Source organism: Methylomonas sp. MED-D (assembly GCF_050276835.1).
GTDB lineage: Bacteria > Pseudomonadota > Gammaproteobacteria > Methylococcales > Methylomonadaceae > Methylomonas > Methylomonas koyamae_A.
Window position 1 is genome coordinate 806,317 of sequence record NZ_CP189965.1, and the last position, 23,679, is coordinate 829,995.

The following is a 23,679-nucleotide window of genomic DNA, read 5'->3' on the forward strand; positions in this document are numbered from 1 at the left end:
TTAGACATGCTTCAACCGAAAAGAACAAAATTTCGAAAACAACATACCGGCAGAAATAACGGCACAGCCTTGCGGGGTTCGTCTGTTAGCTTTGGCGAATATGGCTTAAAGGCGTTAAGTCGTGGTAGAATGACGGCCCGTCAAATCGAGGCGGCACGTCGGGCGATTAGTCGGCACGTAAAACGTGGAGGAAAGATTTGGATCAGAATCTTTCCCGATAAGCCTATCACCAAAAAGCCATTAGAAGTTCGGATGGGTAAAGGTAAAGGTAGCGTGGAATACTGGGTCGCTCAAATTAAGCCTGGTACCATGCTGTTTGAAATTGAGGGTGTTTCCGAGGAGATGGCTAGGGAAGCATTTCAGCTAGCGGCCGCGAAATTGCCGGTAAAAACTACTTTCTCTGCACGGACAATAATGTAATGAAAGCGTCAGAATTACGAACCAAAACAAAAGACGAACTCCTGACAAATCTACTGGAGCTGTCCAGAGAACAATTCAACCTGCGGATGCAAAAAGGCACTGGTCAACTCTCCAAATCCAGCCAAGTAAGGCAAGTCAGAAGGGACATCGCGCGGATCAATACTATTCTTGGCGAAATGGCGCGGGCTTAAATATGAACGAAAATGTAGATAGCGTACGCAAGGTAACGGGACGCGTCGTGAGCAACAAAATGGATAAAACAGCGTCGGTTCTAGTAGAACGATTGGTTAAGCATCCAGTTTACGGTAAATATATAAAACGCTCGACTAAGTTGCTGGTGCACGACGAAAATAACCTCTGCCAAGAGGGAGACATCGTCGCAATAGCCTCGTGTCGCCCTATTTCAAAGCGGAAATCTTTTACGTTGCTGGAAGTAGTTGAGTCTTCAGGCAAATAATTTAAATAAGTTGGGAATTTAAAAATGATTCAGATGCAAACTAGCCTTGACGTCGCCGATAATAGCGGCGCAAAAAAGGTCATGTGTATCAAAGTTCTAGGCGGGTCTCACCGCCGGTACGCCGGAATTGGCGATATTATAAAGGTGAGTGTAAAAGATGCCATGCCAAGAACTCGCGTAAAAAAGGGCGACGTCTATAACGCGTTGGTTGTGCGCACCAAACGAGGTGTGCGCCGTTCCGATGGCTCTGTCATCCGTTTCGACGGCAACGCTGCGGTCATTTTGAATAACCAACTACAACCGATCGGCACCCGCATCTTTGGACCTGTTACGCGTGAACTTAGGGGTGAAAAGTTTATGAAAATTATTTCATTGGCGCCAGAAGTCCTATAAGCGAGGGTTTACAGATGCAAAAAATTAAACAAGGCGACGAAGTAATTGTCATCGTCGGCAAAGACAAGGGTAAGCTCGGAAAAGTTGCGAAAATCCTGGATAACGAAAAAGTTCTGGTTGATGGGATAAATGTGGTAAAGAAACATCAGCGTGGAAATCCGAATTTGGGCGTTTCCGGCGGAATCGTCGATAAGAATTTGCCGGTCCATATTTCAAATGTAGCCCTTTATAACCCAAAAACAAAGAAAGGCGATCGTGTCGGCTTTAAAGTCCTTGATGATGGAAAGAAAGTCAGATTTTTTAAGTCTACAAACGAGAACGTCGAGCTCTAAGGGTAATTAAAAATGGCTAGATTAGAAAAAAAATACAAAGAGGAAATCGTTCCGGCTTTGGTGAACCAGTTCGGTTACAAAAGCGTTATGCAAGTTCCTAAGTTGACCAAAATCACTCTGAATATGGGCGTTGGCGGCGCCATCGCAGATAAAAAAGTGTTGCAATCCGCTGTAGCAGACATGGAGAAAATTTCAGGTCAAAAAGCCGTAGTTACTTTGGCTCGAAAATCAATCGCTGGGTTCAAAATTAGGGACGATATGCCGATTGGTTGTAAGGTTACATTGCGGGCGGATCGCATGTACGAATTTTTAGATCGCTTGATCACAATATCGATTCCTAGGATTCGCGATTTTCGCGGTATGAGTTCTAAAAGTTTCGACGGGCGTGGAAATTATTCGCTCGGTATTAAAGAGCAAATCATTTTCCCCGAAATCGACTATGACAAGATCGATGCACTTCGCGGTATGGATATTTGCATTACGACAACGGCGCAAACAGATGAAGAAGGCTTGGCGCTGTTGAAACTTTTCAATTTTCCATTCAAAAACTAGAGGCGCAACGATAATGGCTAAAAAATCCATGATAGCGCGCGAATCGAAGCGCGCTGGTTTGATAAAAAAATTCGACACAAAAAGAAAAGAGTTAAAAGAAATTATTCGTTCGCCTGGTTCTTCGTTTGACGAAAAAGAGGCTGCTCAATTACAACTTCAAAAACTACCAAGAGACTCCAGCAAGTCGCGGTTACGCAACCGTTGTAACTTGACCGGTCGTCCGCACGGTTTCTACCGTAAATTCGGACTCGGTCGGAACAAATTAAGGGAAGCCGCCATGCGCGGTGACGTTCCTGGTTTGACTAAAGCAAGCTGGTAAGTCCGGTTATAAAAGAGTTTTTGGAGATTAATTTATGAGCATGACAGATCCAATTGCAGACATGCTGACCAGGATAAGAAATGGTCAAGCGGCTGGCAAAAAAAGCGTCAAAGTACCTTCGTCGAAACTTAAATTGGCAATCGCAAAAGTTTTGAAGGAAGAAGGCTACATTAGCGATTATAAAACCGAGGTTAACGGTACGCATACCGAAATGACCGTTGATTTAAAATATCACAACGGCGTCCCTGTAATCGAAAATGTAAAGCGTATTAGTCGTCCCGGCTTGCGTATCTACCGATCAAAAGACCAATTGCCAAAAGTATTGGGCGGATTGGGCATTGCTATCGTTTCTACATCCAGCGGTGTTATGACTGACAGAGCGGCGCGCGCGATCGGTCACGGCGGCGAAATTATCTGCACCGTTTGCTAATCATTCCGAGGTAAGTTATGTCGCGAGTCGCAAATTCGCCGGTTACCGTCCCAGCCGGTGTAGAAATCAAATTGGACGGAAAAAACATGTTAGTTAAAGGTAAGCTGGGTGAATTAGCCTTTACTTTGAACGATGCTGTTGACTTAGAATTGCAGGATAATCTTATCCGAGTGAAGTGGGATGCCGATTGCAAAGGCGCGAAAGCGCATGCGGGCACGACGAGAGCTTCTATTAGCAATATGGTCGTGGGAGTTTCGGACGGCTTTGTTAAAAAAATGCTTTTAGTTGGTGTTGGTTATCGGGCTCAGGTTAAAGAGAACCTACTAACACTAGCGCTCGGTTATTCCAACCCAGTCGAATATCCGATTCCTGACGGGATTACTATCGAGGCGCCAACTCAAACGGAGCTACTGGTTAAAGGTCGCGATAAACAACGAGTTGGACAAGTCGCTTCTGAAATTAGAGCGTTACGTCCACCGGAGCCCTACAAAGGCAAAGGGGTGAGAATCGCCGATGAATATGTCGCTCGCAAAGAAGCTAAGAAGAAATAGGTGAAGTGATGGATAAAAAATCATCCAGAATGAAAAGAGCGTTGCGCTTACGCTCTAAAATTAAAGCTCTTAACGTTAATAGGCTAACAATACACCGCACTTCTCAGCACATTTATGCGCAAGTCTTGAGTGCGGACGGAAGGTCCACATTAGCCGCCGCTTCTACGGTTCAAGGCGATATTAAGAGCGCGTTATCTAACACGAGCAATATTAAAGCCGCATCTGAAGTCGGTCGCGTAGTCGCTGAAAGAGCGTTGGCTGCTGGTGTCACCGAAGTCGCGTTTGACCGTTCGGGTTTCAAATATCACGGTCGCGTAAAGGCACTTGCTGATGCCGCCCGCGAAGCCGGACTGAAGTTTTAAGGGGTTATCATGGCAACAGCACCATCTCAAGGTAGTACAGACGGATTACAGGAAAAACTCGTATCGGTAAGGCGGGTTGCAAAAGTAGTGAAAGGCGGACGGGTATTCGGCTTTGCAGCGCTGACCGTGGTTGGCGACGGCGATGGCCGTGTTGGCTACGGGGTTTCTAAAGCGCGCGAAGTTCCGGTCGCCATTCAAAAATCGCTGGAGCAAGCCAGAAAGAACATGCGCAAAGTCGCGCTTATTAACGGCACGTTGCAATATTCCGTCATGTCAGATACCGGGGCTGCGAAGGTTTACATGCAACCGGCTTCGGAGGGTACCGGTATTATTGCCGGCGGTGCTATGCGAGCTGTGTTTGAAGTGGTTGGCGTGCACAATGTATTGGCAAAATGCATCGGTACCAGTAACCCGATTAACGTCGTTAGAGCGACTATTAACGGGTTGACCTCGATGAAAGATGCCAAGCAGATCGCCGCTAAGCGTGGCCTATCCGTTGAACAAATAACAGGATAAGTATATGTCTGACAAAGTATTGAGCGTCACGATGACCAAAAGCAAGAACGGTCGCTTGAAAAATCACCAAGAGTGTTTGAAAGGGCTTGGGCTGAGGAAAATTAGGCAGACTGTAAGAGTCATCGATACCCCCGAGAACCGCGGCATGATTAATAAGGTCGCGTATATGGTTAAGGTCGAGGAAGTCTAATGTTTTTAAATACTATCCAAGCATCCGAAGGTGCTAGAAAAAAAGCGAAACGTGTGGGCCGGGGTATCGGCTGTACTGATGGTAAGACTTGCGGAAGAGGGCATAAAGGTCAAAAAGCTCGGGCTGGCGGTTTTCACAAAGTTGGCTTCGAGGGCGGTCAGATGCCGTTGCAGCGTCGTCTGCCTAAAGTCGGATTTACGTCCCACCTTAAGAAATTTACCTCTGAAGTAAGGTTGTCAGAAATCAATTCGCTTACTGATGAGATCGTTGATATTCAGGTCTTAATTGCGAACAACGTTGTCCCCGTTTTCACAAAAAAAGTTAAAGTCGTGAACACTGGCGTTGTTAATCGTGTTTTTACGGTTAAAGGGTTGGCTGTAACGGCGGGTGCGGTATCAACTATCGAAGCTGCTGGCGGCAAAGTAGAGGCGTAAAGTGAGTGCGAAAGGGTTTGATGTGGCAGCCGGCACGTTTCGGTTTGCGGAGTTAAAATCGCGGTTGTTGTTTGTCTTGGGTGCTTTCGTGGTGTATCGCGTAGGTGCTCATATTCCCGTGCCAGGCATCGATCCTAAAGCGCTTGCTACCATGTTTGAGCAGCAATCGGGTTCTATATTGAACATGTTTAACATGTTCTCTGGCGGGGCTTTGATGCGGCTTAGTTTATTCGCCTTAGGGATCATGCCCTACATTTCAGCCTCTATTATTATGCAGCTGATGACAATAGTCATTCCTGCGATGGAGCAGTTAAAGAAAGAGGGTGAATCCGGTCGTCGTAAGATTTCTCAGTATACCCGCTACGGCACGGTAGTGTTGGCTATGTTTCAATCGGTAGGGATTTCTGTCGCGTTACAGAACCAGACGGCAGGCGGTTTGGCTGTCGTTATACAGCCGGGCATCGGGTTCGTCGTGGTAACCACAATTACGCTGGTCACTGGCACGATATTTTTGATGTGGCTAGGCGAGCAAGTAACCGAGCGCGGCATAGGTAATGGCATATCCCTGCTTATATTCGCAGGTATTGTTTCCGGATTGCCGTCGGCTATCGGCGGGACTCTTGAGCTTGCGAGAACTGGCGAAATGAATGGTGCTTTTATCGTGCTGTTGTTCGTACTCGCAATCATAGTTACGGGGATTGTCGTCTTTGTAGAGAGAGGGCAAAGGCGTATCACAATCAACTACCCAAAACGTCAGCAAGGGAATAAGGTTTACGGCGGTCAAAGCTCCTTTCTTCCTCTAAAGTTGAACATGGCCGGGGTGATACCGCCTATCTTCGCGTCCAGCATTATTCTGTTTCCAGCCACTATCGCCGGTTGGTTCGGAAACGTCGATGGATTTGCCTGGTTGCAAGACATTTCTTCGGTGTTGTCTCCAGGACAACCCATTTATGTGCTTTGCTACGCTATTGCTATCGTTTTTTTCTGTTTTTTCTACACAGCGTTGGTATTCAATTCGAAAGAAACAGCTGAGAATCTGAAAAAGTCCGGGGCTTATCTTCCAGGTATCCGGCCAGGCCAGCACACAACGCACTATATCGATAAAGTCATGACCCGGTTGACATTAATCGGAGCGGTTTATATCACTCTAATTTGCTTGTTACCCGAGTTTTTAATTGTATATTGGAATGTTCCTTTTTCCTTTGGCGGTACTTCTTTGCTGATTATCGTCGTGGTTGTGATGGATTTCATATCGCAGATGCAAACGCATTTGATGTCGCAGCAATACGAAGGATTAATGAAAAAAGCCAATTTGAAAAAGTCTTAACTTAATTTAGGAGTCAGCGATGAAAGTGCGCGCCTCAATAAAAACTATCTGTAAAAGTTGTAAAGTGATCAAGAGAAATGGTGTGGTCCGCGTGATTTGCAAGGACGGACGTCATAAACAGCGTCAAGGCTAATTTGTTTTTGTGATTTATTTTTCGGAGTGATATAATCCTCCGTTTAACCTAATAGCACTGTGTTTGGAGTATCTGAATGGCTCGTATTGCCGGTATTAACGTGGCTGACCATAAGCATGCGGAGATCGCGTTAACAGCGATTTATGGGATTGGCAGGCAGACTGCTAGAAACATCTGCGATCAAATCGGGGTGTTGCCAACCGTTAAAATTAAAGACTTGACCGAAGAACAAGTTGAAGCAATCCGGAAAGTCATTTCAGGTATGACTGTAGAAGGCGACTTGCGTCGTGAAGTGTCTATGAATATTAAGCGTTTGATGGATTTGGGCTGCTATCGCGGGATCAGGCATCGGCGTGGGCTGCCTCTCAGAGGGCAGCGAACCAGAACCAATGCCAGGACTCGTAAAGGTCCTAGAAAACCAGTTACCAAGTAAGATTTCCAGAAAGGCAAGTTAGATGGCAACCCAAAATCGAGTAAAAAAGCGTGTTAAGAAAGAAGTCGCTGATGGCATAGCTCATGTCCATGCTTCGTTCAACAACACTATTGTTACTATAACTGATCGCAAAGGCAATGCGCTGTCTTGGGCGACGTCCGGAGGCTCAGGCTTTCGCGGATCCAGAAAGAGTACACCCTTCGCTGCTCAGGTAGCCGCCGAAAAGGCTGGCGCTGTTGCTCAGGAATATGGCATGAAAAACCTCGATGTCATGATTAAGGGGCCCGGACCCGGAAGAGAGTCGGCTGTTCGGTCGCTTAACAGCATGGGTTTTAAAATTTCAAACATCGTGGACGTCACTCCCATTCCTCATAATGGCTGCCGTCCACCAAAAAAACGTCGCGTTTAGGATAGTGGAGTAAACAATGGCAAGATATCTTGGCCCTGCTTGTAAACTGAGCCGTAGGGAAGGTACTGATTTATTTTTGAAAAGTAGAGGTAAATCTCTAGAGGCCAAATGTAAGTTAGATCAACGACCCGGGCAGCATGGCGCTAAACGTACAAGAAACTCCGACTACGCGCTGCAGTTAAGGGCGAAGCAACGGTTGCGCAGAATTTACGGCGTCCTGGAAAAACAATTTAGAAATTACTATAAAGCCGCAGACCAAAAGAAAGGCGCGACTGGTCAGAACTTGCTGAATTTCCTGGAAAGCCGCTTGGATAACGTGGTTTACAGAATGGGTTACGCGGCTACCCGCGCTGAGGCCCGTCAACTGGTATCTCACAAAGCAGTAATTGTGAATGACAAGTTGATCAACATTCCGTCTTTTCAAGTCTCGGTTGGCGACCAAATCAAAATCAGGGAAAAGTCAAAAACTCAGCAACGCATTAAAGATGCGTTGGTCGTCGCTGAACAATACGGGTTCCCGGCTTGGGTAGAAGTGAACGCTAAAGAAATGAGCGGTGTGTTCAAATCCGTACCAGATCGTATCGATTTGGGTTCGGACATCAACGAACAGTTGGTTGTCGAGCTTTACTCCAAGTAAAAAATAAGTCCAGGATTTAATCTATGCAGAGTTCTATTGGCGGCCTTTTAAAACCCAGACTAGTCGAGGTTGTTAACGAAACGGCCAACCACTCAAGAATCGTTATTGAGCCTTTAGAGCGCGGTTTTGGGCATTCTTTGGGTAACGCGTTGCGCCGTGTCATGTTGTCGTCTATACCCGGTTGCGCGGTTACCGAAATCTCGATCGAAGGCGTTTTGCACGAGTTTACTACGCTGGAAGGAGTTCAAGAAGACGTCATCGACATCATTTTGAATTTGAAAAAGCTTGCGGTGGTAGTGCATTCTCGAGACGAAGTCACGTTGACTCTCTCCAAGAAAGGAGTCGGTTCTGTTTCGGCTGGCGACATCGATTTGCCCCATAATGTTGAGATCATAAATCCTGAGCTGGTGATCGCCAATATCACGCAACCGGAATGCGCGCTGAACGTCAAAATTAAGGTTGAGCGTGGTCGCGGTTACGTACCCGCCAGCGTTAGAAAGGAACAAAATGAAGACGCCCCGGTTGGCGTTTTGATGGTCGACTCGTCATTTAGCCCGATTGTTAAGGTTGCATACCACGTCGAGAGTACGCGTGTTGAGCAGCGCACGAACCTGGATCGGTTAGTAATCGAACTGGAAACGAACGGCACAGTTGATCCAGAGCAGGCTATTAAGTTAGCTGCTTCTATTCTCCATGATCAATTGTCGGTTTTTGTTGACTTCGAGAAAGTTAACGAAAGGGTGGAAGAAGAAGTTGTTATCGAAGAAGAAACCTTCGACCCTATCCTATTGCGTCCAGTAGACGATCTGGAGTTGACCGTAAGGTCTGCAAACTGTTTGAAGGCAGAGAATATTTTCTACATCGGGGATCTTATACAGCGCACCGAAGTTGAGCTATTGCGCACCCCTAACTTGGGAAAAAAATCGCTTACCGAAATCAAGGATATCTTGGCCATTAAAGGTCTGTCGCTAGGTATGAGGCTTGAAAACTGGCCGCCAGAGAATTTGGCCGATCAGTCACAATCAGGCATTTGAAATATAAGGCATAAAAATGAGACACCGTAAATCTGGAAGACAGCTTAATAAAAACAGTAGCCACCGTAAAGCCCTATTTAGCAATATGGCCTGTTCGTTGTTTAAGCACGAGTTGATTAAAACTACTTTGCCGAAAGCCAAAGAGTTGCGCATGATTGCTGAACCTCTGATTACCCTTTCGAAAATTGATTCAGTAGCTAAGCGCAGGCAGGCTTTCTCTAAGCTGCGTGACCGTGATGTGGTTACTAAACTGTTTAACGAACTGGGGCCCCGTTATCAATCTAGAAATGGCGGCTATCTGCGCATCATTAAATGCGGGTTTAGGCCCGGGGACGACGCGCCGATGGCTTATGTCGAATTGGTTGATCGGCCTGAGCCGGCTCAGGCGTCCGCTGAGTAAGCTAGTTTCGAAAGGAACAAAAAAGCCGTGTCGGCCCAAGCCGACGCGGCTTTTTTAGTTTTAGGCCTTGCTGGTCTAATCTATTGAGACTCCTGAAGGGGGCGATTGAGGAGTTCAGGTAGCACACGCCAATTTTCCAGTTTCTGTTCGAAGCTCATCGCGGCATTGGCTGGGCTAGTTGAAGGTAAGCGGTAGCGCTTAATTTTTTCGGTAAACGCCTTGCTATAGTAATGCTTGTTGAATATTTTGTCGGCAGTCGCGCCGTTAAATAATATTGCTTCAATTTTGCCGTGGCTTTCGAAGAAGCTATCGAAGTCATTGATTACGACGCTCGTAAAGTCTATATCGGAATCCATGCTGCCGGGGCGGCGGCATCTCTTCATTACATCCCACAATGCGACGCCCGATAGGGTAAGTTTGTTTAATCTTTCGACATAAGCCGAATCGGGATTGATGCTTAGTAGCTTACAAATGATCGGCCAGAATTGATTCCTGGGATGAGCATAATATTGCTGATCTTGCAGAGAGCGAATGCCGGGTATGCTGCCCAGGACAAGTATTCTGGCATTCTTGTCAGCGATAGCTTGGAAGCTCTCGATTATCGTCATTTGATGAAGATTCCCGTAGATATTTATGTTCTAAAAAGATCGTTTATCTGGTTATAGGCTTTAAATGTCATGACTGTGAAGCTGGTTTTAAGCGGTCTGCTTGGCTATCGATATTGCTTATGTCTGGTTCCGGTTCTGCTAGCAATCGATTCTTTGAGGTTTTAGTAGCCAGCGCGTTTGGTTTTAAAGGTCGTCATCCTTGTCGGCGAATTTATCGGATAGCCGCAACAACACCAGTAGCGCGCCCGCGCCACCGTGACTTCTGGGTGCGGAACAGAAAGCTAATACGTCTCGGTGCTGACGTAGCCAAATATTGATGTCGTTTTTTAAAACTGGCAGTTGATCCGGCGAATTGTAGCCTTTGCCGTGAATAATCAATAAGCAGCGACAGCCTTTTTCAACGCAACGGTGTAAAAAGTTCAATAGCTGGCTTTGCGCCGAGCGACTACTTAGGCCGTGCAGATCGATTTCGGCGTCTAGGTCGTAATGCCCCTTACGTAGTTTTTTTAATACGTTCTTTTGTACGCCCGGCACGGCGAATAGCATTTGGTCTTCTTGAAATAAACGGGAAGGTACATCGTCCAACGGTATTTCCAAAGGATCGACAATCTCTGGCAATTTAGGTTTCGGCCTGGGAGGCGGGCTCTTATTGGGTCGTAAAATGACCGTGTCGGCTTTGATTTCTTTGACCTTGCCGACGGCCTCGCGAAAAAGCGTGGTCTCTTCAGGCGTTGTGGTTTTTTTTGTCACGTAAGCTGCTGGATTTGCGGTTTTTTTGCTAACATGCGGCAATTTTAAAGCGTTTTATCGCGACATGCATATTCTGATCAGCAACGACGACGGCTATTTGGCGCAGGGCATCAATACCTTGGCCGCAGCTCTCAGACCATTCGCCAAGGTTTCGGTAGTCGCCCCCGATAAGAACCGTAGCGCCGCCAGTAATTCGTTGACGTTGGATATGCCGCTTAGGGCGACCGTGTGCGAGAACGGTTTCGTTCGGGTTGATGGGACGCCTACCGATTGCGTGCATCTAGCCATTACCGGATTGTTGGCGGATGAACCCGATATGGTCTTCGCCGGCATCAATCACGGTGCAAACCTGGGGGATGACGTGATTTACTCGGGGACAGTCGCCGCCGCTACCGAGGGACGTTTTCTCGGACTGCCGGCGGTGGCTATCTCATTGGTTGGGCACAATGCCAAGCATTTCGATACGGCTGCCCAAGTAGCGGTGACTTTGCTAAACAAAATGCAACTTCGGCCTTTGCCGGAGGACACCTTGTTGAATGTCAACGTGCCCGATTTGCCGCTTTCCGAAATTAAGGGTTTCTTGTGTACGCGGCTTGGGCAGCGGCATAAAGCCGAGGCGGTCATTCGCGGCTCTGACCCGCGGGGCCAAACTATCTATTGGGTGGGGCCGCCTGGCGCCGAGCAGGACGCCGGTCCCGGAACCGACTTTGATGCCATTAAGAATGGCTATGTGTCTGTCACTCCGCTACAGCTGGATTTAACTCGCTACGAGCGTTTGGAGGGACTGCGCGACTGGCTGGCATTGGACGCATAAGTATGAGTCGACGAATACAAGGCATCGGTATGACCTCGCGGCGCACCCGCGAGCGTATGATCTCCCGGCTACGCCAGCAAGGAATTTCCGATAACAAAGTGTTGGCAGTCATGGCCGACACTCCCCGCCATATTTTCGTCGACGAGGCTTTAGAGAGTCGCGCTTACGAAGATACCGCATTGCCGATTGGGCACAATCAAACGATCTCCCAGCCGTACATCGTCGCTAAAATGACTGAGTTACTGCTGCAATCCGCTGTTCCCGCCAAGGTTTTGGAGATCGGTACCGGTTGCGGTTACCAGACGGCTATCCTCGCCAAACTGGTCAGTCAGGTTTACACCGTTGAGCGAATTGCTCCTTTGATGAAAAAAGCACGCGATACCTTATGGGAGTTGAACATCAAGACTGTCGGTTTCAAGCATACCGATGGTGGATGGGGCTGGCCCGAACATGCGCCGTTCGAGGGCATCTTGGCTGCGGCGGCTCCCGCCGAAGTGCCGGAAGCTCTATTGCAACAGTTGGCGGTCGGGGGGGTGCTGGTGATACCGGTCGGTCAAGAGGGGAAGCAGTATTTGCATCGTATTGTGCGTACCGACGAAGGTTATTTGGACGAAGTGATCGAACGCGTCACTTTTGTGCCGTTTCTGTCGGGTGTTACCGGGTAATTCGCGAAAACTTTGCTTGTGGACTCGTGATTCCTGAAGGCGGTAACCATCCGTTGTTACTCGCGAGCAGTTGACGTTGGCAAACTTGATTACAGGTTTCATTGTGCCGGCGCCAATCCTCTTCTTCGGCGAGATTGCCGGCATCTGGCATACAATGGATGCAATTCAATCGTGTCCGTGATTCCGCTTTGAAAAATAATACCCAATATTCGGTCGGTATCGACTTAGGTACTACCCACACCGTGGTTGCTTACGCCGAGGCCGAAGACCCGCACAAGACCATCCGTCTGTTCGAAATACCTCAATTGATTGCGCCAGGTGAAGTCGATTCCAAGCCTTTGTTGCCGTCGGTGCGATATCACCCGGCGTTTGGCGAGCTTAATGCCGATAGCGGTTTTTTAACGGCCCCCGATGGGGCGGTGCTTGGGGAAGCGGCGCGATTGCTCGGTGCCAAGTCTCACGGCCGGCTGGTGACTAGCGCCAAGAGCTGGTTGTCGCATAATGCTGTCGATCCGGCTGCGGCCATTTTGCCGTGGGGTAGCGACGAGTCGGTGTTCAAGGTTTCTCCGGTGGCCGCGAGTGCCAGCTATCTGCAGTATGTTCGTAGCGCATGGGATCAACATTTTCCCCAGGCGCCGTTGTCCAGGCAGAACGTGGTGATCACGGTACCGGCGTCATTCGATGAATCGGCGCGTGCGCTGACCCTGGAGGCCGCCAAGTCCGCCGGCTTGGTGGATGTACGCTTACTGGAAGAGCCTCAGGCGGTTTGTTATGACTGGTTACGTCGGCATGACGGCAAAGTCGCAGTCAGTCTGGCGGGTTGTCGTCTTTTGCTGGTCTGCGACGTCGGTGGAGGCACCACCGACTTGACATTGATTCGTATCGACCACGGTGAAGGCGATCCAAAACTCACTCGGATCGGCGTGGGCGATCACTTGATGCTGGGCGGCGACAACATCGATCTAGCGCTCGCGCGTCTAGCCGAAACACGGTTAACCGGGGGTGATAAGAAGCTGTCGGCGGGTGATTTGTCGCAATTACTCGAACAATGCCGGGTAGCAAAAGAACGTCTGTTGGCGGATGCCGCTCCGGAACAATTCGCCGTCACTTTGCTGGGCAGTGGCTCGAAACTCATAGGCGGAGCTCGAAGCAGTTTTCTTACCCGTGACGAAGTGCGACGCATCGCGCTAGACGGATTCTTCCCACTGTCCGGAATCGAGGAGTTGCCGGACAAAAAACGAAGCGGAATGGTGGAGTTCGGTTTACCGTACGCCCCGGAGCCCGCGATTAGCAAACATATCGCCGCTTTTCTTAAGGCGCATGCCCGAAGCGCGAGAGCAGCGTTGACTGGTACCGGCGAGGGGGCGGAGTTCGCTGGTCCCAGCGAGGTAGTAGACGGCTTGATCGTGCCTGATGCGCTGCTCTTGAATGGTGGTTTATTCCGTAGCCCTGCGCTCGTTACCCGCGCGCTAGAGTTGTTGGGACATTGGCGCCGTGAGCCACCAGTACAATTAGAAAACCTTGATCCGGAATTGGCAGTGGCCTACGGTGCTGTCGCGTATGCGATCGCCCGGCGCGAGCAAAAACTAAAAATCGGCGGTGGCGCGGCCAGGGGCTATTTTTTACTGGTAGACACCGTTAACGATGCGGGAGCTCGATTTACCAAACCTGGCATCTGTATCTTGCCCAAAGGTAGCGAGGAGGGGCGGGAAGTCACATTGACCGCCCGGCAATTTGCGCTACGGATCGGCCAGCCGGTACGTTTCCATCTGATGTCGAATAGCACGGACGCCGATTATCGCCCCGGCGACATCGTCGAACTTGACGATGACCGTTTTCATGGGCTGCCGCCGCTGGCTGTCGCGTTCGCCGGTGATCAACGAGTGGAAGTCGTCGTGCAGTTGGTGGCGACCTACACTGAAGTCGGCACCTTGCGCTTGCAATGCGTGGCGAAGGCGGATTTGAATCAGCGCTGGGATGTGGAGTTTCAAATAAGAAAAACTGCCCCAACGATCGGTGGAGGGGAGTTGCCGAATCAACTACCGCAAGCCCTAGAAAAGATTCAGGCGGTTTTTGGAGCGAAATCCAGGGACGTTGATCCGCAAGCGGTGAAAACCCTACGTGCCGATCTGGAAAAAATCCTGGGCGCGCCCCGAGCCGATTGGCGCACACCATTACTGCGCGAGCTTTTCAATGCGCTGCTGGAGGGTGGAAAATATCGGCGGCGAAGCGAGCAGCATGAACGTTTGTGGTTTAGCTTGGTCGGTTTTTGTCTGCGGCCTGGTTTTGGGTATCCGCTCGATGATTGGCGGGTTGAGCAAATATGGAAGTGGTATGGTGACGGACTCCAGTTTGTCAATGAGAAACAAAATTGGACAGAGTGGTGGACCTTGTGGCGGCGCGTGGCGGGAGGATTGCAGGTCGAGGCTCAGCAGCGCTTGTTCGGCGACGTTGCTAAATTTATAAACCCCGCCACGGCTCGACAAGCGGGCGTCGCCAAACAATTGATGACGCGTGGGTACGAAGATATGGTGCGCTTGGCCGCGGGTCTTGAGCGTTTGCCTGTCGCAGATAAAACTCAGCTTGGTGAATGGCTGTTGAAACGGCTGGAAAAGGCTGGAGAGCCCGAACAAAGTTGGTGGGCGCTTGGCCGGGTTGGCGCGCGCGTCTTGTTTCATGGTAGCAACCACGAGGTAATTCCGTCGGATACCGTGTCGACGTGGTTGCACCGGTTATTGGCGGTAGATTGGAAAAAGCAATCTCAAGCCGGTTTCGCCGCCGCATTACTCGCGCGCCGCTGCGACGATCGTGTCCGCGATATCGACGACCATTTGCGCGCCTTGGTGCAGGACAAACTCAAGCAGGCCAAAGCGCCTGTCTCCTGGCAACAGATAGTTTCCGACTACATACCGCTCGACGAGCAGCAAGAACGGCAAATATTCGGAGAGGCGTTGCCTCCAGGTCTTAAATTGCTTGAAGAGCATTAACCGGGCTGTAGTTAAATTGCGAAGTTGTCAATAGCTGCTTGATGGTTCCCTGTTAGTATTGTCGGCAAAACCACAAATTCACGGCGGATATCTGTCCATTCTTAAAAATTGGGCTAAACTCGACAGCGTTTTATGTCGTCGTAATTCCTAATCCAGTCATGTATGGAGCGAGTAAACCATCTCCAGCTTGACCGGGAGATCGGCACAGGCGGAACGCACAGGGGCTGCAAGCGAGTTTGCCGCTAACGACGAGTATCCGGCAATCGAAAATGGATGGTCGGCGGGAAGGTCAATCATCGGAACAGCCTAGCTTGCATTTAGGCGGCTTTCCAGGAACTCAGTAAAGTAGGTGGGCTATGGCTTCGGTAATTTCATTATTCACCACGGCGCAAATCGCCGGACTAAGCACAGATGCTGTAGCAGCGCTAACCACCGAGGACATGCAGGCTCTGAGTACTGCTCAGATCGTCGCATTTACCACTGTTCAATTTCCGGTATTCAACAGCCTGCAGATTGATGCGTTGAGCACGGCGCAAATCGTCGCCATCGAAACCGCCGATATTGCAGTGATGAGTACGCTAGCCCTATCTTCCGGGCTATCCAGCAGCGACTTCGCCGCGCTGAGCACCCAACAAATCGTCGCGCTGAGCACCGCCCAAGCCTTCGGGTTAAAAACCAGCCAAGTGGCCGCGCTGACCACCCAACAAGTGGCCGCGCTGGAAACCGCCGACCTGGTGGGCCTGGGTACCAGCAATGCCGCATCGCTGACCACCGCCGGCATCGTCGCCCTGACCACCGCCCAAGCGGCGGCGCTGGCCACCGCCCAAATCGCCGGGCTAACCACCCAACAAGTGGCCGCGCTGGAAACCGCCGACCTGGCCGCGCTGAGCACCGCCCAAGCCGCCGCGCTCAAATCCAACCAAGCCGCCGCGCTGACCACCGGCCAAGTTGCCAACCTAATCACCGCCGACCTGGCCGCGCTCAGCACCCTGGCGCTGAGCAGCCTGACCACCGCCGGCATCGTCGCGCTGACCACCGCCCAAGCGGCGGCGTTGACCACCGCCCAAATCGCCGGGCTAACCACCCAACAAGTAGCCGCGCTGGAAACCGCCGACCTGGCCGCGCTAGGCACCGCCCAAGCCGCCGCGCTCAAATCCAACCAAGCGGCCGCGCTGAGCACCGCCCAAGCCGTCAACCTGGAAACCGCCGACCTGGCCGCGCTGACCACGCTGACCCTGAGCGGACTGACCACCGCCAGCACCGCCGCGCTGAGCACCCAACAAATCGTCGCGCTGAGCACCGCCCAAGCCTTCGGGTTAAAAACCAGCCAAGTGGCCGCGCTGACCACCCAACAAGTGGCCGCGCTGGAAACCGCCGACCTGGTGGGCCTGGGTACCAGCAATGCCGCATCGCTGACCACCGCCGGCATCGTCGCCCTGACCACCGCCCAAGCGGCGGCGCTGGCCACCGCCCAAATCGCCGGGCTAACCACCCAACAAGTGGCCGCGCTGGAAACCGCCGACCTGGCCGCGCTGAGCACCGCCCAAGCCGCCGCGCTCAAATCCAACCAAGCCGCCGCGCTGACCACCGGCCAAGTTGCCAACCTAATCACCGCCGACCTGGCCGCGCTCAGCACCCTGGCGCTGAGCAACCTGACCACCGCCGGCATCGTCGCGCTGACCACCGCCCAAGCGGCGGCGTTGACCACCGCCCAAATCGCCGGGCTAACCACCCAACAAGTAGCCGCGCTGGAAACCGCCGACCTGGCCGCGCTAGGCACCGCCCAAGCCGCCGCGCTCAAATCCAACCAAGCGGCCGCGCTGAGCACCGCCCAAGCCGTCAACCTGGAAACCGCCGACCTGGCCGCGCTGACCACGCTGACCCTGAGCGGACTGACCACCGCCAGCACCGCCGCGCTGAGCACCCAACAAATCGTCGCGCTGAGCACCGCCCAAGCCTTCGGGTTAAAAACCAGCCAAGTGGCCGCGCTGACCACCCAACAAGTGGCCGCGCTGGAAACCGCCGACCTGGTGGGCCTGGGTACCAGCAATGCCGCATCGCTGACCACCGCCGGCATCGTCGCCCTGACCACCGCCCAAGCGGCGGCGCTGGCCACCGCCCAAATCGCCGGGCTAACCACCCAACAAGTGGCCGCGCTGGAAACCGCCGACCTGGCCGCGCTGAGCACCGCCCAAGCCGCCGCGCTCAAATCCAACCAAGCCGCCGCGCTGACCACCGGCCAAGTTGCCAACCTAATCACCGCCGACCTGGCCGCGCTCAGCACCCTGGCGCTGAGCAGCCTGACCACCGCCGGCATCGTCGCGCTGACCACCGCCCAAGCGGCGGCGTTGACCACCGCCCAAATCGCCGGGCTAACCACCCAACAAGTAGCCGCGCTGGAAACCGCCGACCTGGCCGCGCTAGGCACCGCCCAAGCCGCCGCGCTCAAATCCAACCAAGCGGCCGCGCTGAGCACCGCCCAAGCCGTCAACCTGGAAACCGCCGACCTGGCCGCGCTGACCACGCTGACCCTGAGCGGACTGACCACCGCCAGCACCGCCGCGCTGAGCACCCAACAAATCGTCGCGCTGAGCACCGCCCAAGCCTTCGGGTTAAAAACCAGCCAAGTGGCCGCGCTGACCACCCAACAAGTGGCCGCGCTGGAAACCGCCGACCTGGTGGGCCTGGGTACCAGCAATGCCGCATCGCTGACCACCGCCGGCATCGTCGCCCTGACCACCGCCCAAGCGGCGGCGCTGGCCACCGCCCAAATCGCCGGGCTAACCACCCAACAAGTGGCCGCGCTGGAAACCGCCGACCTGGCCGCGCTGAGCACCGCCCAAGCCGCCGCGCTCAAATCCAACCAAGCCGCCGCGCTGACCACCGGCCAAGTTGCCAACCTAATCACCGCCGACCTGGCCGCGCTCAGCACCCTGGCGCTGAGCAGCCTGACCACCGCCGGCATCGTCGCGCTGACCACCGCCCAAGCGGCGGCGTTGACCACCGCCCAAATCGCCGGGCTAACCACCCAACAAGTAGCCGCGCTGGAAACCGCCGACCTGGCCGCGCTAGGCACCGCCCAAGCCGCCGCGCTCAAATCCAACCAAGCGGCCGCGCTGAGCACCGCCCAAGCCGTCAACCTGGAAACCGCCGACCTGGCCGCGCTGACCACGCTGACCCTGAGCGGACTGACCACCGCCAGCACCGCCGCGCTGAGCACCCAACAAATCGTCGCGCTGAGCACCGCCCAAGCCTTCGGGTTAAAAACCAGCCAAGTGGCCGCGCTGACCACCCAACAAGTGGCCGCGCTGGAAACCGCCGACCTGGTGGGCCTGGGTACCAGCAATGCCGCATCGCTGACCACCGCCGGCATCGTCGCCCTGACCACCGCCCAAGCGGCGGCGCTGGCCACCGCCCAAATCGCCGGGCTAACCACCCAACAAGTGGCCGCGCTGGAAACCGCCGACCTGGCCGCGCTGAGCACCGCCCAAGCCGCCGCGCTCAAATCCAACCAAGCCGCCGCGCTGACCACCGGCCAAGTTGCCAACCTAATCACCGCCGACCTGGCCGCGCTCAGCACCCTGGCGCTGAGCAACCTGACCACCGCCGGCATCGTCGCGCTGACCACCGCCCAAGCGGCGGCGTTGACCACCGCCCAAATCGCCGGGCTAACCACCCAACAAGTAGCCGCGCTGGAAACCGCCGACCTGGCCGCGCTAGGCACCGCCCAAGCCGCCGCGCTCAAATCCAACCAAGCGGCCGCGCTGAGCACCGCCCAAGCCGTCAACCTGGAAACCGCCGACCTGGCCGCGCTGACCACGCTGACCCTGAGCGGACTGACCACCGCCAGCACCGCCGCGCTGAGCACCCAACAAATCGTCGCGCTGAGCACCGCCCAAGCCTTCGGGTTAAAAACCAGCCAAGTGGCCGCGCTGACCACCCAACAAGTGGCCGCGCTGGAAACCGCCGACCTGGTGGGCCTGGGTACCAGCAATGCCGCATCGCTGACCACCGCCGGCATCGTCGCCCTGACCACCGCCCAAGCGGCGGCGCTGGCCACCGCCCAAATCGCCGGGCTAACCACCCAACAAGTGGCCGCGCTGGAAACCGCCGACCTGGCCGCGCTGAGCACCGCCCAAGCCGCCGCGCTCAAATCCAACCAAGCCGCCGCGCTGACCACCGGCCAAGTTGCCAACCTAATCACCGCCGACCTGGCCGCGCTCAGCACCCTGGCGCTGAGCAACCTGACCACCGCCGGCATCGTCGCGCTGACCACCGCCCAAGCGGCGGCGTTGACCACCGCCCAAATCGCCGGGCTAACCACCCAACAAGTAGCCGCGCTGGAAACCGCCGACCTGGCCGCGCTAGGCACCGCCCAAGCCGCCGCGCTCAAATCCAACCAAGCGGCCGCGCTGAGCACCGCCCAAGCCGTCAACCTGGAAACCGCCGACCTGGCCGCGCTGACCACGCTGACCCTGAGCGGACTGACCACCGCCAGCACCGCCGCGCTGAGCACCCAACAAATCGTCGCGCTGAGCACCGCCCAAGCCTTCGGGTTAAAAACCAGCCAAGTGGCCGCGCTGACCACCCAACAAGTGGCCGCGCTGGAAACCGCCGACCTGGTGGGCCTGGGTACCAGCAATGCCGCATCGCTGACCACCGCCGGCATCGTCGCCCTGACCACCGCCCAAGCGGCGGCGCTGGCCACCGCCCAAATCGCCGGGCTAACCACCCAACAAGTGGCCGCGCTGGAAACCGCCGACCTGGCCGCGCTGAGCACCGCCCAAGCCGCCGCGCTCAAATCCAACCAAGCCGCCGCGCTGACCACCGGCCAAGTTGCCAACCTAATCACCGCCGACCTGGCCGCGCTCAGCACCCTGGCGCTGAGCAACCTGACCACCGCCGGCATCGTCGCGCTGACCACCGCCCAAGCGGCGGCGTTGACCACCGCCCAAATCGCCGGGCTAACCACCCAACAAGTAGCCGCGCTGGAAACCGCCGACCTGGCCGCGCTAGGCACCGCCCAAGCCGCCGCGCTCAAATCCAACCAAGCGGCCGCGCTGAGCACCGCCCAAGCCGTCAACCTGGAAACCGCCGACCTGGCCGCGCTGACCACGCTGACCCTGAGCGGACTGACCACCGCCAGCACCGCCGCGCTGAGCACCCAACAAATCGTCGCGCTGAGCACCGCCCAAGCCTTCGGGTTAAAAACCAGCCAAGTGGCCGCGCTGACCACCCAACAAGTGGCCGCGCTGGAAACCGCCGACCTGGTGGGCCTGGGTACCAGCAATGCCGCATCGCTGACCACCGCCGGCATCGTCGCCCTGACCACCGCCCAAGCGGCGGCGCTGGCCACCGCCCAAATCGCCGGGCTAACCACCCAACAAGTGGCCGCGCTGGAAACCGCCGACCTGGCCGCGCTGAGCACCGCCCAAGCCGCCGCGCTCAAATCCAACCAAGCCGCCGCGCTGACCACCGGCCAAGTTGCCAACCTAATCACCGCCGACCTGGCCGCGCTCAGCACCCTGGCGCTGAGCAGCCTGACCACCGCCGGCATCGTCGCGCTGACCACCGCCCAAGCGGCGGCGTTGACCACCGCCCAAATCGCCGGGCTAACCACCCAACAAGTAGCCGCGCTGGAAACCGCCGACCTGGCCGCGCTAGGCACCGCCCAAGCCGCCGCGCTCAAATCCAACCAAGCGGCCGCGCTGAGCACCGCCCAAGCCGTCAACCTGGAAACCGCCGACCTGGCCGCGCTGACCACGCTGACCCTGAGCGGACTGACCACCGCCAGCACCGCCGCGCTGAGCACCCAACAAATCGTCGCGCTGAGCACCGCCCAAGCCTTCGGGTTAAAAACCAGCCAAGTGGCCGCGCTGACCACCCAACAAGTGGCCGCGCTGGAAACCGCCGACCTGGTGGGCCTGGGTACCAGCAATGCCGCATCGCTGACCACCGCCGGCATCGTCGCCCTGACCACCGCCCAAGCGGCGGCGCTGGCCACCGCCCAAATCGCCGGGCTAACCACCCAACAAGTGGCCGCGCTGGAAACCGCCGACCTGGCCGCGCTGAGCACCGCCCAAGCCGCCGCGCTCAAATCCAACCAAGCCGCCGCGCTGACCACCGGCCAAGTTGCCAACCTAATCACCGCCGACCTGGCCGCGCTCAGCACCCTGGCGCTGAGCAACCTGACCACCGCCGGCATCGTCGCGCTGACCACCGCCCAAGCGGCGGCGTTGACCACCGCCCAAATCGCCGGGCTAACCACCCAACAAGTAGCCGCGCTGGAAACCGCCGACCTGGCCGCGCTAGGCACCGCCCAAGCCGCCGCGCTCAAATCCAACCAAGCGGCCGCGCTGAGCACCGCCCAAGCCGTCAACCTGGAAACCGCCGACCTGGCCGCGCTGACCACGCTGACCCTGAGCGGACTGACCACCGCCAGCACCGCCGCGCTGAGCACCCAACAAATCGTCGCGCTGAGCACCGCCCAAGCCTTCGGGTTAAAAACCAGCCAAGTGGCCGCGCTGACCACCCAACAAGTGGCCGCGCTGGAAACCGCCGACCTGGTGGGCCTGGGTACCAGCAATGCCGCATCGCTGACCACCGCCGGCATCGTCGCCCTGACCACCGCCCAAGCGGCGGCGCTGGCCACCGCCCAAATCGCCGGGCTAACCACCCAACAAGTGGCCGCGCTGGAAACCGCCGACCTGGCCGCGCTGAGCACCGCCCAAGCCGCCGCGCTCAAATCCAACCAAGCCGCCGCGCTGACCACCGGCCAAGTTGCCAACCTAATCACCGCCGACCTGGCCGCGCTCAGCACCCTGGCGCTGAGCAGCCTGACCACCGCCGGCATCGTCGCGCTGACCACCGCCCAAGCGGCGGCGTTGACCACCGCCCAAATCGCCGGGCTAACCACCCAACAAGTAGCCGCGCTGGAAACCGCCGACCTGGCCGCGCTAGGCACCGCCCAAGCCGCCGCGCTCAAATCCAACCAAGCGGCCGCGCTGAGCACCGCCCAAGCCGTCAACCTGGAAACCGCCGACCTGGCCGCGCTGACCACGCTGACCCTGAGCGGACTGACCACCGCCAGCACCGCCGCGCTGAGCACCCAACAAATCGTCGCGCTGAGCACCGCCCAAGCCTTCGGGTTAAAAACCAGCCAAGTGGCCGCGCTGACCACCCAACAAGTGGCCGCGCTGGAAACCGCCGACCTGGTGGGCCTGGGTACCAGCAATGCCGCATCGCTGACCACCGCCGGCATCGTCGCCCTGACCACCGCCCAAGCGGCGGCGCTGGCCACCGCGCAGGTGCGGGCCTTGACTACTACGCAGGTCTCAACTCTGGAAACCGCCGATTTGGCTGCATTTACGACGGCTCAAGTGGTTGCGCTGGCGACCAATCAGATCGTCGCGTTGACGACTGCGCAGGTGGTTAGCATGGAAACGGCGGATGTGGCCGCATTGACCACCAGCCAATTTATTAAGTTGGAGACCGCCGACATTCAGGCGCTGTCTACCGCGCAGATTTTCGGTTTAACCACCGCTCAAGTTTGCGCGATGACCGACGCCCAAGAACTTGCGCTGACAACGGCCCAGTTGAACGCGATGACCACCGCGCAATTGAACGCGTTGTTTACGACACCGTTGGTGCTGGATCTGAATGGCGACGGTATTTCGACTTTAAGTCGAGCAGCCGGCGTGAGCTTCGATATCGACGCCGACGGTAGTCGGGAGACAGTGGGTTGGGTCGGCAGCGGCGACGGTTTGCTTGCGATCGATACCAATCGAGACGGGGTCATCAATGACGGTTCGGAATTGTTTGGGTCCGCGACCCGGCTCGCGGACGGTCAGACCGCCGCCGACGGTTACGCCGCATTGCGAGCCCTTGATAGTAATCAAGACGGTTGGATTAGCGCCGACGATAACGCATTCAAGGAGTTGAAGGTCTGGACCGACAACAATGCGGACGGCTTAAGCCAAGCCGACGAGTTGCATAGCTTGACCGAGCTTGGCATCAGTCGGTTGGGTGTGAACGCCGAGACCACCTCTTCTCTGGATAACGGTAACTGGATAGGCTTGACTTCGAGTTACGAAACCGTCGACGGTGACAACCGCGCGATGGTCGATGTCTGGTTTGCGAAGAACGATCAGGCTAATCCAGAAGCGGATTTGAGAGCCAACGTCAATCGCCTGGCCCAAGCGATTAGCAGCTTTACCGATGCTGACAGCGGTAATGCGTTACCCGTGACACCCGGTTTGCCGAGCGGCTCGGAAAGTGTGGCCGCCAACCCGGCATCGCTTGCGACGCTCGCCCTTGCGGATACCCTCAAGCAATTCGACGCCAATGGCAACCCGCTGGCGTTGGCGGCCACACCGTCGCAGACCGCGCGGACCGGTTTGACGCCGTCGCTGCCAGGTATCGACGACCCTGCCAGCGGCTATCTCGCCAGCAAAGGCAAATAAACGCGTTACCTTCAAACAACAGGCATCGGGAGTTCGCTCCCGATGCCTTTTTTATGTCGTTTGC

At 55.4% G+C, this 23,679-nt stretch carries 26 protein-coding genes; 24 read left to right on the forward strand and 2 right to left on the reverse strand.

Translation table 11 applies throughout. The features are described 5' to 3' along the window. Window positions 1-6 precede the first annotated feature (6 nt). The 20 genes from rplP to rplQ all read left to right on the forward strand — a co-directional run bounded on the left by rplP (window position 7) and on the right by rplQ (window position 9,329). Complete coding sequence (rplP, locus tag ACQE3E_RS03555; RefSeq protein WP_064028927.1) at window positions 7-420, forward strand: 50S ribosomal protein L16; 414 nt, start codon at window positions 7-9, stop codon at window positions 418-420. Beyond that, the gene (rpmC, locus tag ACQE3E_RS03560; protein WP_064028925.1) at window positions 420-611 is read left to right on the forward strand and encodes a 50S ribosomal protein L29; all 192 of its coding nucleotides are present in this window, start codon (window positions 420-422) and stop codon (window positions 609-611) included. Before rplP ends, rpmC begins: the two co-directional genes overlap by 1 nt. Window positions 612-613: 2 nt before the next feature. Then, entirely contained in the window at window positions 614-877 is a 264-nt protein-coding gene (gene rpsQ, locus ACQE3E_RS03565; RefSeq protein WP_064028923.1) for a 30S ribosomal protein S17, read from the forward strand. Between the two features lie 24 nt (window positions 878-901). Next, window positions 902-1,270, forward strand: a complete 369-nt coding sequence (rplN, locus tag ACQE3E_RS03570) for a 50S ribosomal protein L14 (protein ID WP_064028920.1) — start codon at window positions 902-904, stop codon at window positions 1,268-1,270. 14 nt (window positions 1,271-1,284) lie between these two features. Beyond that, window positions 1,285-1,602, forward strand: coding sequence for a 50S ribosomal protein L24 (gene rplX / locus ACQE3E_RS03575; RefSeq protein WP_064028918.1), 318 nt, complete (start codon window positions 1,285-1,287; stop codon window positions 1,600-1,602). Between the two features lie 12 nt (window positions 1,603-1,614). Further along, entirely contained in the window at window positions 1,615-2,154 is a 540-nt protein-coding gene (rplE, locus tag ACQE3E_RS03580) for a 50S ribosomal protein L5 (RefSeq protein ID WP_064028916.1), read from the forward strand. Between the two features lie 13 nt (window positions 2,155-2,167). Further along, window positions 2,168-2,473 (forward strand): 30S ribosomal protein S14, encoded by a 306-nt coding sequence (rpsN, locus tag ACQE3E_RS03585; RefSeq protein ID WP_064028913.1) that lies wholly within the window; start codon window positions 2,168-2,170, stop codon window positions 2,471-2,473. Window positions 2,474-2,507: 34 nt separating this feature from the next. Then, a complete protein-coding gene (gene rpsH, locus ACQE3E_RS03590; RefSeq protein WP_064028911.1) occupies window positions 2,508-2,903 on the forward strand; it encodes a 30S ribosomal protein S8 in 396 nt (131 codons plus the stop codon). Between the two features lie 17 nt (window positions 2,904-2,920). After that, window positions 2,921-3,454 carry a 50S ribosomal protein L6 gene (rplF, locus tag ACQE3E_RS03595; protein WP_064028908.1) on the forward strand — a complete coding sequence of 178 codons (534 nt, stop codon included), beginning with the start codon at window positions 2,921-2,923 and terminating at the stop codon, window positions 3,452-3,454. A gap of 8 nt (window positions 3,455-3,462) precedes the next feature. Beyond that, complete coding sequence (gene rplR, locus ACQE3E_RS03600) at window positions 3,463-3,816, forward strand: 50S ribosomal protein L18 (RefSeq protein WP_313729058.1); 354 nt, start codon at window positions 3,463-3,465, stop codon at window positions 3,814-3,816. A 9-nt stretch (window positions 3,817-3,825) separates the two neighbouring features. Beyond that, a complete protein-coding gene (gene rpsE, locus ACQE3E_RS03605; RefSeq protein ID WP_313729057.1) occupies window positions 3,826-4,332 on the forward strand; it encodes a 30S ribosomal protein S5 in 507 nt (168 codons plus the stop codon). Between the two features lie 4 nt (window positions 4,333-4,336). Continuing rightward, window positions 4,337-4,522, forward strand: coding sequence for a 50S ribosomal protein L30 (rpmD, locus tag ACQE3E_RS03610; RefSeq protein ID WP_064028900.1), 186 nt, complete (start codon window positions 4,337-4,339; stop codon window positions 4,520-4,522). Further along, window positions 4,522-4,956: a 50S ribosomal protein L15 gene (gene rplO, locus ACQE3E_RS03615; protein ID WP_281022276.1), complete on the forward strand. Its 435-nt coding sequence runs from the start codon at window positions 4,522-4,524 to the stop codon at window positions 4,954-4,956. Before rpmD ends, rplO begins: the two co-directional genes overlap by 1 nt. A 1-nt stretch (window position 4,957) precedes the next feature. Then, the gene (gene secY, locus ACQE3E_RS03620) at window positions 4,958-6,283 is read left to right on the forward strand and encodes a preprotein translocase subunit SecY (protein WP_175463714.1); all 1,326 of its coding nucleotides are present in this window, start codon (window positions 4,958-4,960) and stop codon (window positions 6,281-6,283) included. Window positions 6,284-6,302: 19 nt separating this feature from the next. Continuing rightward, on the forward strand, window positions 6,303-6,416 hold the full coding sequence (rpmJ, locus tag ACQE3E_RS03625) for a 50S ribosomal protein L36 (protein ID WP_082885534.1): 114 nt from the start codon (window positions 6,303-6,305) through the stop codon (window positions 6,414-6,416). A gap of 76 nt (window positions 6,417-6,492) precedes the next feature. After that, window positions 6,493-6,849 (forward strand): 30S ribosomal protein S13, encoded by a 357-nt coding sequence (gene rpsM, locus ACQE3E_RS03630; RefSeq protein WP_064028896.1) that lies wholly within the window; start codon window positions 6,493-6,495, stop codon window positions 6,847-6,849. Between the two features lie 22 nt (window positions 6,850-6,871). Further along, window positions 6,872-7,258 (forward strand): 30S ribosomal protein S11, encoded by a 387-nt coding sequence (gene rpsK, locus ACQE3E_RS03635; protein ID WP_064028894.1) that lies wholly within the window; start codon window positions 6,872-6,874, stop codon window positions 7,256-7,258. Window positions 7,259-7,274: 16 nt separating this feature from the next. Further along, a complete protein-coding gene (rpsD, locus tag ACQE3E_RS03640; RefSeq protein ID WP_064028892.1) occupies window positions 7,275-7,895 on the forward strand; it encodes a 30S ribosomal protein S4 in 621 nt (206 codons plus the stop codon). A gap of 23 nt (window positions 7,896-7,918) precedes the next feature. Continuing rightward, on the forward strand, window positions 7,919-8,929 hold the full coding sequence (locus ACQE3E_RS03645; protein ID WP_064028889.1) for a DNA-directed RNA polymerase subunit alpha: 1,011 nt from the start codon (window positions 7,919-7,921) through the stop codon (window positions 8,927-8,929). 16 nt (window positions 8,930-8,945) lie between these two features. Then, entirely contained in the window at window positions 8,946-9,329 is a 384-nt protein-coding gene (gene rplQ, locus ACQE3E_RS03650) for a 50S ribosomal protein L17 (RefSeq protein WP_064028887.1), read from the forward strand. An 80-nt stretch (window positions 9,330-9,409) separates the two neighbouring features. Here the strand turns inward: rplQ and ACQE3E_RS03655 are convergent, their stop codons facing one another. Further along, entirely contained in the window at window positions 9,410-9,937 is a 528-nt protein-coding gene (locus tag ACQE3E_RS03655) for a DNA-deoxyinosine glycosylase (protein WP_313729056.1), read from the reverse strand. Between the two features lie 183 nt (window positions 9,938-10,120). Next, a complete protein-coding gene (locus ACQE3E_RS03660) occupies window positions 10,121-10,687 on the reverse strand; it encodes a Smr/MutS family protein (RefSeq protein WP_064028936.1) in 567 nt (188 codons plus the stop codon). A 64-nt stretch (window positions 10,688-10,751) separates the two neighbouring features. Between ACQE3E_RS03660 and surE the strand changes: the two genes are divergently transcribed. The 4 genes from surE to ACQE3E_RS03680 all read left to right on the forward strand — a co-directional run bounded on the left by surE (window position 10,752) and on the right by ACQE3E_RS03680 (window position 23,615). Beyond that, entirely contained in the window at window positions 10,752-11,501 is a 750-nt protein-coding gene (surE, locus tag ACQE3E_RS03665) for a 5'/3'-nucleotidase SurE (protein WP_427501228.1), read from the forward strand. Window positions 11,502-11,503: 2 nt separating this feature from the next. Further along, on the forward strand, window positions 11,504-12,166 hold the full coding sequence (locus tag ACQE3E_RS03670) for a protein-L-isoaspartate(D-aspartate) O-methyltransferase (RefSeq protein ID WP_071158624.1): 663 nt from the start codon (window positions 11,504-11,506) through the stop codon (window positions 12,164-12,166). 158 nt (window positions 12,167-12,324) lie between these two features. Then, on the forward strand, window positions 12,325-15,153 hold the full coding sequence (locus ACQE3E_RS03675) for an Hsp70 family protein (protein ID WP_427501229.1): 2,829 nt from the start codon (window positions 12,325-12,327) through the stop codon (window positions 15,151-15,153). A 356-nt stretch (window positions 15,154-15,509) separates the two neighbouring features. Then, window positions 15,510-23,615: a hypothetical protein gene (locus tag ACQE3E_RS03680; protein WP_427501230.1), complete on the forward strand. Its 8,106-nt coding sequence runs from the start codon at window positions 15,510-15,512 to the stop codon at window positions 23,613-23,615. Window positions 23,616-23,679 lie beyond the last annotated feature (64 nt).